Below are 12,624 nucleotides of genomic sequence, written 5' to 3' on the forward strand. Positions count from 1 at the left end.
AAAACGGGCCTGTTAGTTGTTGGACTCGGGCCAGAATCATCAGGGCCCTGAGTCTTGTCCGGGTTACCGGTTGTTGGTCTGACCGGCGCCCACCGTGGCATCAATGGAAATCTGCTTGTTTTCCGGCACTTCGGTGTAGGCCAGAACGTTCATATCCGGCACGCTGTTGCGCGCGAACCGGGCCAGCATATTGCGCAGCGGCGCGGCGACCAGCAGGATCAGCGGTTTACCGGCCACTTCCTGCTTCTGAGCCACCTCCATGAGCGAGCGCTGCAGTCGCTCCGCCAGGCTCGGCTCAATAAAGGCACTGTCGTCCGCGCCAGATTTTTGTGCCTGCTGAAGGGTGTTTAGCAACAACTGTTCCAACTCTGGCTCCAGGGTGATAACCGGCAGCTCCGGCTCTGAACCCACGATGTTCTGGACGATCTGGCGCGAGAGTGCGACCCGGGCGACATTGGTCAAAGCGGCGGGATCTTGACTCTTGCTGCCATTGGCCGCCAATGCTTCGGCAATCGAGCGCATATCCCGGATCGGCACCCGCTCGCGCAGCAGGTTCTGTAGCACCTTGAGCAGCACATTCAGGCTGATGGTGTTGGGGACCAATTCCTCAACCAGCTTGGGCGAGTTTTTCGCCAGCATATCCAGCAGCTTTTGCACATCTTCATGACCGAGTAGCTCCCAGGTATGTTTCTGCAGAATCTGATTCAGGTGGGTGGCGACGACGGTACTGGCATCCACGACGGTGTACCCCAGGGTCTGGGCCTTCTCTTTCTGACTGGCATCAATCCAGACGGCGTCCAGCCCAAAAGCCGGATCCTTGGTTTTGGTGCCGTCGAGCTCGCCAAAAACCTGACCGGGGTTGATCGCCATTTCCCGATCCGGATAGACCTCGGCTTCGGCCAGAGAAACGCCCATCAGGCTGATCCGGTATTTGTTCGGCAGCAGATCCAGGTTGTCCCGAATGTGTACCGAGGGAATCAGAAAACCCATTTCCTGGGAGAGTTTGCGACGCACCCCCTTGATCCGACCGAGCAGCTCGCCGCCCTGCCCCCGATCCACCAATGGGATCAGGCGGTAGCCCACCTCCAGCCCGATAATATCGACAGGCTGCACATCATCCCAGTCCAGCTCCGCCGATTCTTTGGCGGGCGGCAGAGAAGCCTGTCCGGGGTTTGGCGCCGACGGCGTGACGGTCGGCCCGCCACCACCGCCACCGGAAGGACCTCCACCGCCGGGTCGATAGTCATCTTCTTCTACCGCCTCGGGCTGCTGACTGCGCCAGTGAATAAAGTAGGCCAGGCCACCACAGAGAAGGCCCAGGCCGAGAAACGCCACATGAGGCATACCGGGAATAGAGCCCATGAGCAGCAGAACGCCTGAGGCAATAGCCAGCGCTTTTGGGGTCGCGAACATCTGCCCCATGATTTGCTCACGCATGTCCTCGGAGCTGTTGACCCGGGTCACCAAAATCGCCGCCGAGGTCGACAGCAGCAGCGAGGGAATCTGGGCAACCAGACCATCACCAATGGTCAACAGAATGTAATTCTCCAGCGCCGTCGAGAAATCCAACCCGTGCTGAATCATCCCGATGCCGAGCCCGCCAATAATGTTGATCACCAGAATCAGAATGCCGGCGATGGCATCGCCGCGCACGAACTTGCTGGCACCGTCCATGGCCCCGTAGAAATCCGCTTCGCTCGCGACGTCTTTCCGGCGGGTGCGCGCTTCGTCCTGATCGATCAGTCCGGCGTTCAGATCGGCGTCAATCGCCATCTGTTTGCCGGGCATGGCATCCAGGGTAAACCGGGCACTCACTTCCGAAATCCGCCCCGCCCCTTTAGTCACTACGACGAAGTTGATGATCATCAGAATCAGAAACACCACCAGACCCACGGCGTAGTTGCCGCCGATGACCACTTCGCCGAACGCCTCGATCACTTTACCGGCGGCGTCGCCACCCTCGTGGCCGTTGAGCAGCACCACCCGGGTGGAGGCGACATTCAGGGCCAGGCGTAAGAGCGTCGCAACCAGCAGGATGGTGGGAAACACCGCGAAGTCCAGTGGGCGCATGGCGTACACGCCCACCAGCAGCACGACGATGGACAGGGCAATGTTGAAGGAGAAGAAGGCGTCGAGCAGTATCGGCGGCACGGGCAGGATCATCATGCCCAGCAGCATGAGCAGCAGCACGGGTATGCCGATGTTGCCACGACCGAGTCCGCGAATATGGTTGAAGGCGGCGCGGCGGTCAATGTTGTTCAGTTGGCTGAAACTGGGAAGTGCCATGTAGGTCGCTTTTTTGACGGTTTCGTTAGTTGACCGTCTTATCGCAAGAAGCGTACCAATTGGTGAAGGATAGTCGGTGGAGAGATTGGTGGTTATCTGAGAGTCCGGCGGCTACGGGGTGAAGCCTTCCGGGACACGCCGTAAACCCATCCCTGGGGGCTCGCATCGCGGGTCCCCCGCTCCACGGTCCCGGAAGGCTTCACCCCGCATCCGCCTCCGAGTGAAATTCGACCGACCATGGTATTCGGCTGGCACTGAGGCGGATGCGGGGTATAGCCATTGGAGACTCTCGGAGACATGGATGTCGACGAGAAGCCCCCATGGATGGGTTCACGGCGGGTCTCCAAACGCTATACCCCGTAGCCGCCGGGCTCTCCAATAACCACAGCCCCCGGTTGAACCGACCTCAGTCGAAGCGCATATCGCGGGGGACCTGGATGTTTCTTGGGTAGGCGGGTTTTTCGCCGCGGCCCTTGCGGAAATTGCGTAGCTGGAAGACGTAGGCCAATACCTGGGCAACGGCCATGTACAGATCCGCCGGGACTTCCTGATCGATTTCCGTAGTGTGGTAAATCGCCCGGGTCAGGGCGGGAGATTCCATGATGTCGATATTGTGGGCGCGGGCGATTTCACGGATCTTCATCGCTGTCTGATCCGCCCCCTTGGCCACCAGAATCGGCGTCGCCATGGTATCCGGGTCGTATTTCAAGGCCACCGAATAGTGCGTGGGGTTGGTGATGACCACGTCCGCTTTCGGGACTTTCGACATCATCCGACGCTGAGCCATTTCTCTCTGCAACTGGCGGATTTTGCTTTTGACCTCCGGCTTGCCTTCGGTGTCCTTCATCTCATCCTTGACTTCCTGCCGGGACATTTTCAGTTTCTTGTTGTTCTCAAAAATCTGGAACGGAATATCAATCGCTGCAATGGCAATGGTGACCGCGGCCAAAGCGATAGCGGCAACGCCACTGAGCCACACCGAATTCTTGATCGCTGTCAGCGGTTCCTGGTCTGATAGCCGCAACATATCCTGCTGCTGCACAACCAGCAGGCCAACCGCAACCGCCATGATGAGCATTACCTTCCCCAACGCTTTNGCGAGCTCCATCAACGCCTTTAGNGCGAACATGCGCTTGAGACCGGCNAGCGGGTTCATNCGGCTGGCCTTGGGGGCCATGGATTTGCTGCTGAACAGCCANCCGCCCAGGCCAATNGGGCCGGCGATGGAAGCCACCAGCAACANNGCGAACACNGGCATCATGCTNANGGTNCCNTGATACAGCGACGCGGTCAGGTGTTCGANCATGGCATCGGTGTTGAACACCACTTCCCGCTCCAGCGAGAAATTGAATTTCAGGATNCCGGCGAGTTTGCCCGCCATAAAGGGACCGAACANCATCAGCCCTATGGTACCGGCNAGCAATATGAAGGTGGTGGTCAGTTCCCGGGATCGGGGGATCTGCCCTTCCTCGCGCGCTTTTTCCTGTTTTCGCGCCGTGGGTTCTTCTGTCTTTTCCTGACTGCTGTCGTTNTCTTCGGCCATCAGGGCAGTCCTATTACCANTCGAACCAGTTCAAAGGCTTCNTGGGTGAAGACTTCGAACACGGGAAGCAGTGCNGGCAAAGCNAACCACATGACCAGGATNCCNAAGATGAGGGTCATGGGAAAGCCGACGGTGAATACGTTCATCTGCGGTGCGGAGCGNTTCATGGCACCNAAGGCCATGTTGATGANCATGACGGCGGTNAACACCGGCAAGGTGATNACCAGGGCGGCGCTGAACAGCCAGGTGCCCATGCCGGCNATGGTGGCGAAGGCGCCGGAGCCGAGGCCGCNGCCNCCNATNGGCAGGCTCTGGAAGCTGTCCACGAGCATGCCGATGATGATGAGATGGCCGTTATAGCTGAGNAACANCANGGTCGCGAGCAGCAGGTAGAATTGGGACAGTACGGTGGTGGAGACNCCGGTGGATGGGTCGTTCATGGCGGCGAAGCCGAGGCCCATTTTCATGGCCATGAGTTCGCCGGCCAATATGAAGATGTGCAGNAAGACCTGGAGCATGAAGCCCATGGCGATGCCGATGAGCAGTTCTCTGGCGACGATGGCCATGGCTTGTATGGAGACGAGATCGATGTCGGGTGGTGGCGGNAGCAGTGGTGCTACCAGTAGGGTGACGAAGGCGGTGAGGACGATGCGNACTCTTGCNGTGACGGTCTGGGCGCCGATGACGGGCATGGCGAGGAAGAGGCCACCAATGCGNAGCATCGGCCAGAGGTATTGACCGATAAATTGCATCAGTTGTTGTTCGCTCAATACCAGTTCGTTCATTGGTTCAATCAATCGCCCTTCGAGGGTGCCGTTCTGAAAGTCCGCCTCCGGGGCCAAGGGTGTCCTTTTCAAAACACATGAACCCATCCATGGGGCTCCATCGCTTCATCCATGAAGCGACGGTTTGAAAAGGACACCCTTGGCCCCGGAGGCTCATTGGTTGCTTCGGCGTTTTGTGTGTTCTTTCTGCTCTACCCTATTAAGTTTGGGACGTTGGTGTATAAACGGGTGAACAGGTCCATGAACTCTCTGAGTAGCCAGGGGCCGGCNATCATGACTGAGGCCAGGGTGACNAGCAGGCGTGGCAGGAAGCTCAGGGTCTGTTCGTTGATCTGGGTGGCGGCCTGGAACATGCTCACCACCAGGCCNACCANTAGGCCGGGGCCGACGATGACGACCAGCATCAGGATGACGAGGTAGAGGGCGTCGGCGAAGATGTCCATGACNACTTCCGGGGTCATAGGGCCTCCTTATACACCGAAGCTGGCGGCGAGTGTGCCGATGATCATGGCCCAGCCGTCGACNAGGACGAAGAGCATGATTTTGAACGGCAGTGAGATGATCAGGGGCGAGAGCATCATCATGCCCATGGCCATGAGCACGCTGGCAACGACGATGTCGATGACCAGGAACGGGATGAAGATGATGAACCCGATCTGNAAGGCGGTTTTGAGTTCGCTGGTGACGAANGCCGGGACCAGGATGCTGAAGGGGGTGTCCTGGGGTGTCTGGATGTCCGGGTTGTCGGCGATGCCGACGAACAGTTCGATGTCNGATTCNCGGGTCTGGGCCAGCATGAACGCGTGGAAGGGTTCGGTGGTTCTNGCCAGNGCNGTCTGNGCGTTGATTTCTTCGTTGATGTAGGGNTGCAGGGCTTCGGCGTTTACGCGTTCGAACACGGGCTGCATGATGAACAGGGTCAGAAACAACGANAGGCCGATCAGTACCTGGTTGGACGGCGATTGCTGTAGGCCCAGGGCCTGANGCAGGATGGCGAAGACGATGATGATCCGGGTGAAGGAGGTCATCATCAGCAGGATCGCTGGCAGGAAGGTGAACGCGGTCATGATCGCGAGGATCTGGAGCGTGACCGAGTATTCTTCCGAGCCGTCCGGGTTGGTGGTGACNGTCAGGGCCGGTAAGCCGGGAATGGCGGGCAGNGAGCCGCCGACGCCNTGCTCNGCTGGCGGNTGGGTTTCCGGCGNTTCCTGGGCNAGGGCCGGTCCCGCNCCGAAGCNCANCAGGANCAACAGCAGCAGCGAGCNGANAAANCGGTAGTGAACTNAGTGGGTAAGGCTTCATCAGGGCTTGGTGTTCTTGTTCATGATGTTCATCAACCGCTGTTTGAAGTCGCTGCTTCTGACGCCTTGTGCGTCGATCACCGGTTCTTCAAACACGTGCAGTGTNCGGATTTGTTGGGCNGTNACGCCGAGCAGCAGNTGCTGACCGCCCACTTCCACCANCANCAANCGCTCACGGGTNCCCANNGGCAAGGTNGCGACCACTTTCATGGCCGANGAGTTCGTGAAGGCNCCNTGNCCAAAGCGGCGCAGCAACCAGGCAAGGGCGAAGATCAGTGCGATGATCAGCAGCAGGCTGAACAGCACACTNATCAACTGNGTNGCGGCACTTCCTTCCATCAGCGCAGCTTCTTGATCCGTTCGGANGGACTGATGACGTCGGTCATCCGAATGCCGAATTTTTCGTTCACCACCACCACTTCACCGTGGGCGATCAGGGTGCCGTTGACNAGCACGTCCAGNGGNTCGCCNGCCAGCCGGTCCAGNTCAATCACCGAGCCCTGGTTGAGNTGCAGCAGGTTGCGAATGGTNATGGAGGTGCGNCCCACTTCCATGGAAATGGACACCGGGATGTCCAGAATCACATCCAGATCCGGGTTGGTGTTGGGCTGCTCGTCTTCGGTCAGCTCATCCAGGGCAACNCGGTCGACNTCGCGACCANAGTCCTGTTCCTGCCCGGCGCTGTCCGAACCTGCATCGGCAGTGTCATCGTCGCCNTCNTCACCCTGCTCCATCATGGCCGCTTCCCACTCGGCCGCCATGGCATCCTGNTCTTTNTCGTCGTCGTGGGTATCATTTTCGTTTGCCACTGGAGCCCCCTTCGTTTGCCGTAATGTTATAGGCTGAACTGTGATCAATTAAACCGTGAATTTTCAAAGCCAGNTTGCCGCGAATCTGTCCCAATCGNGTGCGGAACATGGGCACACCGTTGGCGGTGACGACATGGTATTCCGGAAACTCCACCGGAATCACATCNCCCGCCTTCAGNTTGATGATNTCCCGCAGGGTAATTTCGCGNTGAACAATNTCGCACTCAAGATCGACCTGAGCGGCGAGNACATCCTCNCGCAGCGCNTTGACCCAGCGTTCATCTTTNTCGTCNCTGTCACTCTGCAGACCGGAATCCAGCACCTCCCGGATCGGTTCGATCATGGAGTACGGGACCGTGATNTGCAGATCGCCACCGCCGCCATCNAGCTCNACGTGGAAGGTGCTGACCACCACCACTTCGCTCGGGCTGACAATATTGGCCAGGGACGGGTTGACCTCTGAGTTCATGTATTCAAAGGTAATGGGCATGACCGCTTTCCAGGCCTCGCCGAGATCGATGAACACCTGATCGAGCACCATCTGCACCACACGCAGCTCGGTCGGAGTAAATTCCCGGCCCTCAATTTTGGCGTGCCGGCCATCGCCGCCGAAAAAGTTGTCCACCAGCTTGAATACCANGCGCGCATCCAGAATGATCAGGGCATTGCCGCGCAGCGGGCGGAACTTCACCATATTCAGACTGGTCGGCACATAGAGGGTGTGCACATATTCGCCAAACTTCTGGATCTGGATGCCGCCGACGGATACATCCGCCGTGCGCCGCAGCAAATTGAACATGCTGATGCGGGTGTAGCGGGCGAAGCGCTCATTGATCATTTCCAGCGTGGGCATGCGCCCGCGGACGATGCGGTCNTGGGTGGTCANGTCGTAGGCTTTGACCGGGTCCATCTCCAGATCGTCATCGGTATCGATATCGCCTTCATCGACCCCGTGAAGCAGCGCATCAATTTCGTCTTGTGAAAGTAAGTCTTGCACGAGCGGCTACCTTATGGTTTTTACTGCATCACAAAGCTGGTAAACAGAACCTGTTCGACACCGGGCTGCCCCATCTCCTGNTCGAGAATGGCCTGAACCCGACGCAGCGCGTCCTGACGCAGCAACTCCCGACCTTCCGGTGTCTGCAGGTCTTCAAACTCCTGGCCNCTGAACAGCATGATCAGATCATTGCGAACCCGGGGNAGATGTTGCTCCAGNACTTTGACCACCTCATTGTCGCGCAGCATCAGATTGACTTCGGTCTGAAGAAAGCGCTGCCGGCCACGCACATTGTAGTTGATGACAAACTTTTCCTTCAGTGGAAAGTAGATAGCCTGCTGGCGCGCGGGCTCCAGGGGTTCCACCGGTTCGGCTTCAGCGGTTTCACCCTCGGGCGCCGGCTCATCCGGAGCCAGGAAGTGCAACAGTCCAAGGGTTACCCCTACCGACAAAACCACCAGCAACAGCGCCAGTACAGCCAGTTTGATTTTCTGCTTNCGTTGGGTCTTGCGGTCGACTTCCGCCTGTTCTTCTTCGGTCAGCTCGCGCTCATCTTCTTCGGCCATGCCAAAATTCCGTCATTCACAGTGCTTGAAGGGGATAGAGCAAGCCCCGTGCCAAGTCAGGCACGGGGCTTGCGCGGATACTTTGGCACAGGGAAGGCGTCCGGGCAAGAAACAACGAAGGTTGGGTGAAGGTTAGGGGGGAAATGAGCACGGCGCTTCGGGGCGAAGCGCCGTGCGTCCGGCACGTTTCAGCTCAAGGTTAGAGGTGNTCAACTCAAGCGTAGTGGTCCACCAGTCGATCACTGATACGCTGCTCGATCATTTCACCCTCTGGATCATCGGCATCGGAACCCAGGCCTCGACCCGCCGTCCGGCCATCGCTCTCCTCACCCGCCTGCTCCTGGCCTGACTGATCCGAGACATTCACATCCACCAGATCCAACCCCTGCTCCGCGAACATTTCCCGCAGACGGTTGGCGTTCTGGTCCAGTGCTTCCCTGACNGCGACCTGTGGGCTGGNNAAGGTGACACTGATTTGATCCTGGTTGGCNCTGACTCGAACCTGCATGGGTCCCAGGTCCGGTGGATCCAGACGCAACTCCGCNGTGGAAAGCTTCTGAGCGGCCATCCACAGCACTTTNTGGCCCACCGCCTGCCCCCACTGNCCCTGCCCCACCGGGACCCGCACATCNGTCTGCACGGTAAATCCCCGCTCGGTCGGAGAGAGCGNCTGGCNGCGGTTGGCCCCATCCAGTTGCGCCAGCGCATTGGCCGGGGACTGGGTCCCATCAAANGACGTGCTGGCCTTNGAACTCGANTGTGTCGAGATATCGGCAATCGCCTGCAGGGNCTGGGCAAAGGCCTCTTTACCGTTNTTGCCNGCCGCGACACTCAANTCCAGCAGCCCCTTCAACTCAAGCCCNTCNCCCCCCTTGTCCGCGGANGCCGTCGCAACCAACCCGGGCAGCANTCCNGTNTCGNGNGNGGCCCCCTGTCGTTGGGTGGCCAGNGCACTCAGTTGNGACAGATAAGCGGCGCCATTGCGCCCAATGGCATCGCGNAGGTGGTTGGCATCCGGAAACCGGGTCATCAGCTCGGGCANCGCCGTCATGGGAATGGCTTCCAGGCTCTCNGCCACNTGATCCAGGNGCGCGCCGTCNTTCANGTCCGACAGCAATTGGCGCAGCGCNTTTTCCAGNTCCGGTGANAGGCTGCCTTCATCCAACTGGACNTTGAGTTGCTCCAGTATGGCGGTCACATCCTCGGAGAGCGCCGCCCAATCCTCTTTNCTCAGATTGGCCAACAGCGCTTTGTCGTCTTTCGTCAGGGTGGTGCTCACATCAGTGCCGNCNGCCGNNCTGGCATCATCGGCCGNTGCGGTCGGCTCTNGGGAGGCNCCCTTTTGCGGANCGTCGTTTGCCTCGGGGCGCCGGGAAGTGGTTGGCCCATCGCTCCGGACGTCACGGTCTTCTGGCCCTCTCTGAGCATTGGCGGGTTCCCGCTGCGCCGCTTCGCGGGGCTCAGTTCGGCGGCTTGGGGCGGTCTCCTCCCGCGAGGACCCCGAGCCGGTGCGAGCACGGTCCGTCGTGCCGTCAAAAACCTGCCGAAATCCATCGCCCTCCGGCGCCGAACGGCGCNGGAGCGACGATGGTTCTGAATTGAAAGACAACAGATTGCTGATTTGCGATTGACCTGGCATCGACACCACTCCGGCAAGGTTNGCGGCAAAGGTTTGCCGCTAACCGGTTAAACTGGGGCAAACGCCCGTTTCTGGGAGGGAAAATGCAAGGTTAGTGCCAGCCGCGTTCAGCCGGCGAAACTGTTCAANGTGACTTTGAGTTTGGCGAATTCTTCCTGCACGGATACCAGCTGTTGTTCGAGCCCATCGATGTCACTGGCGCGCCCACGCGATTCCATCTCCTGGCANAGATCCGCCAACCGCTCAGCGCCCAGGTTATTGCAGCTGCCTTTGAAGCTGTGCGCCTGACGCCAGACGGTGTCGCTATCCTGCGCNGCCAGGGCTCGCTGAAGCTGGCGAATACGCTCTTCCGAGTCGGTCAGAAAAGTATTGATCAACACCGGGAACTGNTCGTCCATCACCTCCTGCAGCGTCGTCAAAACNTCTCGATTGAGATGGGTTTCCGAACTCATGGGGCGCGCCTCTGGTTNGTCACTTNATTGGCCACTNGTCCGCTNGTATCANTCATCGGAACTCCANGAAAATACCGCTTCNACCCGGTTACCTTCACTGGGATACTGGACAGCATCGCACAGTTTTTCAACCAGNGCGAGNCCNCGACCGGCNTACCCCNGNGCCTCTCCCGGCNNGNCCNCGCNNGCCTCNTCCCGNCCATCAAANCCGGGNCCNCTGTCCTCNACCGCNATGCGTAACANNCCGCCCTCTTCGGTGGTGCTGTGNTGNAGNTGNATGCGAATCANCCCNTCGCTGACGTCGTCNAGGCGCTGCTGNCGGATNTCATAATAGTGGGCGAACCCNTCCGGCGTTCCCTTNAGCCCGGANTCCANNCCCAGAATGCCNTGCTCAAGGGCNTTGGAATACAGTTCGGANAGAATGGTGTACAGGGTGCCGCTGTGCTGACGCAGNCCGGGCACCTCNACCAGAATATTCAGCAACAGGGGCATGGGNTCAAACTGGCGGAAACTGGCCGGCAGNATATCAAAATTCATNNTCCATTCNGACAGGGTGGAGCGGTTGCGCCGCTCCGCTTCGGCGGCCACCGCATTGACNTTNTCCGGCCGGTCCATCCGGATTTCCACCANCGACAGGTCATCGTCNCGCTCCCCNTGNCCGACAAACTGCTGGACCCTGGCCAGGATNTCATCAAACAGNGNNTCNTCGTTTCTGGNGTCNGCGCCCCGGTGTTCCGCAAACACCGCCTTNAGNCGCTCCTCACCNAACATTTCGCCCTCGGGGCTGCGAGCCTCATGGATGCCATCGGACCANAGNTAGAGACGATCCCCCCAGGCCAACTCGTAGGTTTCCATGTCATCCTTGAAGGCGCTGTTNCCCANCACGCCCAAGGGNAANTGGGTNGAGGTAATCGGCTGCGGCGGNTNATTGCCCTGGCGGAGAATATAGCCNGGAGGCAGGCCACCACTCCAGACCCGTATACGCTGGCGNCGNAAATTGATNTCCGCCATGGTGGCGCAACAGAANATGCCGACCGGCAGAATGGTTTTCAGNTTGTGGTTGATNTCCCGCANGATATCGCTCATNGCGAACCCTTTGGACACCATCCCGTAAAANGTGGAGGCGAGCGGNATGGCNCCCACNGCCGCCGGCAGGCCATGNCCGGTAAAATCNCCCAGCAGNACCATCATGCTGCCCCCCGGNCGCATNCCGGCGACCAGAATGTCGCCNTTGAACACCGCNAGNGAGGACAGNTAGTAGCGGACATTGTTGGAGTCCAGACANCCNCTGTGGGCNATGTTGTCAAACACCTGTTTGGCGACCGTCTGCTCCTGNAGCAGGTGCTGGTTGTGACGGCTGATCTGATCGCGCTGATCNAGNATGGTGGNGTGCATGGCNCGCATGCGNTTGAACGNGCGNATTTTGGCCTGNATNATGACCCGGTTGTAGGGCTTGGACAGAAANTCNTCACCCCCGGCATCCAGGCACTGAACCAGGGATTCGGTATCGGTCAGAGAGGTCAGGAAAATGATCGGNACCAGNGCCTCNCCCGCGAGGGCNTTGATNCGNCGCGCGGCGCCAAAACCGTCCAGGTTGGGCATCAGGGCATCGAGCAGGACCAGGTCCGNTCGCTCNCGCTCGAACNCCGCTACCGCTTCCCGCCCNTCNCGGGCACTGATNACCCGATGGCCGTCNCGGGCGACAATGGCCTGNAGAATCTGGCGATCCGTNTCGGAGTCGTCAGCAATCAGGATGGTCAGCGGACTGTCGTCGGTCATGCGCAGCGTCTCCATTCGCGCCCCGGNGCGGCCNGTGGCCGCCCCGGNCGAAGCCGATCAGAACATCAGGGATCGNCCCNTTGGGTACCCGATTACTGGATATCGAATAGCTGTTCGAAGTTGGATATGGTCAGAATCTTNCTGACATCCGGGCTNCAGTTGCGGATTTCGATGCTCGCCCGATCGCCCCCGGCGTGATCCCGNAGCAGCAGCAACATGCCCAGGGCGGAGCTGTCNAGGTAGGTTGTTTCCTGAAGGTCCACCCGNTAGCGCTCCGGCGCCTTNTCCAGNCGCTCNTAGGAGCCCCGGAAATCCTGGTGCGAGCTGAAATCGAACCGCCCCTGNATGTAGATGGTGAGCAGGGTTCCGTCGGATGACAGGGTGGAGGTTATCGCCATAACTGTTTCACATCCTTTCTGACACGTTATTGTTCAGGCCAAAGCNTTCGAGCNAAAGCATTCCGGCAC

General features: G+C 59.3%; 12 protein-coding genes and 1 pseudogene. All 13 read right to left on the minus strand.

The genetic code is table 11. The annotated features are described in order from the left end of the window. Positions 1–63: 63 nt before the first annotated feature. Positions 64–2,286: a flagellar biosynthesis protein FlhA gene (flhA, locus tag CMG77_RS10670; RefSeq protein WP_286904421.1), complete on the minus strand. Its 2,223-nt coding sequence runs from the start codon at positions 2,284–2,286 to the stop codon at positions 64–66. A 406-nt stretch (positions 2,287–2,692) separates the two neighbouring features. Further along, positions 2,693–3,829: a flagellar biosynthesis protein FlhB gene (gene flhB, locus CMG77_RS10675; protein WP_286904423.1), complete on the minus strand. Its 1,137-nt coding sequence runs from the start codon at positions 3,827–3,829 to the stop codon at positions 2,693–2,695. After that, on the minus strand, positions 3,829–4,701 hold the full coding sequence (fliR, locus tag CMG77_RS10680; RefSeq protein WP_502691855.1) for a flagellar biosynthetic protein FliR: 873 nt from the start codon (positions 4,699–4,701) through the stop codon (positions 3,829–3,831). The genes flhB and fliR overlap by 1 nt, the downstream gene beginning before the upstream one ends. A gap of 104 nt (positions 4,702–4,805) precedes the next feature. Next, positions 4,806–5,075 carry a flagellar biosynthetic protein FliQ gene (locus tag CMG77_RS10685; RefSeq protein WP_286904427.1) on the minus strand — a complete coding sequence of 90 codons (270 nt, stop codon included), beginning with the start codon at positions 5,073–5,075 and terminating at the stop codon, positions 4,806–4,808. 9 nt (positions 5,076–5,084) lie between these two features. Then, a complete protein-coding gene (gene fliP, locus CMG77_RS10690) occupies positions 5,085–5,855 on the minus strand; it encodes a flagellar type III secretion system pore protein FliP (protein WP_502691859.1) in 771 nt (256 codons plus the stop codon). Between the two features lie 60 nt (positions 5,856–5,915). Then, the gene (gene fliO, locus CMG77_RS10695) at positions 5,916–6,254 is read right to left on the minus strand and encodes a flagellar biosynthetic protein FliO (protein ID WP_286904429.1); all 339 of its coding nucleotides are present in this window, start codon (positions 6,252–6,254) and stop codon (positions 5,916–5,918) included. Beyond that, complete coding sequence (gene fliN, locus CMG77_RS10700; protein WP_286904446.1) at positions 6,254–6,676, minus strand: flagellar motor switch protein FliN; 423 nt, start codon at positions 6,674–6,676, stop codon at positions 6,254–6,256. The genes fliO and fliN overlap by 1 nt, the downstream gene beginning before the upstream one ends. A 31-nt stretch (positions 6,677–6,707) precedes the next feature. Then, positions 6,708–7,721: a flagellar motor switch protein FliM gene (fliM, locus tag CMG77_RS10705; protein ID WP_286904431.1), complete on the minus strand. Its 1,014-nt coding sequence runs from the start codon at positions 7,719–7,721 to the stop codon at positions 6,708–6,710. Positions 7,722–7,741: 20 nt separating this feature from the next. Next, positions 7,742–8,287, minus strand: a complete 546-nt coding sequence (locus CMG77_RS10710) for a flagellar basal body-associated FliL family protein (protein ID WP_286904433.1) — start codon at positions 8,285–8,287, stop codon at positions 7,742–7,744. Between the two features lie 214 nt (positions 8,288–8,501). Then, positions 8,502–9,926, minus strand: coding sequence for a flagellar hook-length control protein FliK (locus CMG77_RS15915; protein WP_353743479.1), 1,425 nt, complete (start codon positions 9,924–9,926; stop codon positions 8,502–8,504). 107 nt (positions 9,927–10,033) lie between these two features. Beyond that, the gene (locus CMG77_RS10720) at positions 10,034–10,378 is read right to left on the minus strand and encodes an Hpt domain-containing protein (protein WP_286904435.1); all 345 of its coding nucleotides are present in this window, start codon (positions 10,376–10,378) and stop codon (positions 10,034–10,036) included. Positions 10,379–10,426: 48 nt separating this feature from the next. Continuing rightward, positions 10,427–12,172, minus strand: a pseudogene (locus tag CMG77_RS10725) (PP2C family protein-serine/threonine phosphatase). A 77-nt stretch (positions 12,173–12,249) separates the two neighbouring features. Further along, positions 12,250–12,555, minus strand: a complete 306-nt coding sequence (locus CMG77_RS10730; protein WP_286904437.1) for an STAS domain-containing protein — start codon at positions 12,553–12,555, stop codon at positions 12,250–12,252. Positions 12,556–12,624: the final 69 nt, after the last annotated feature.

It is taken from the genome of Marinimicrobium sp. (genome assembly GCF_002695945.1).
Taxonomy (GTDB): Bacteria; Pseudomonadota; Gammaproteobacteria; order Pseudomonadales; family Cellvibrionaceae; genus Marinimicrobium; species Marinimicrobium koreense.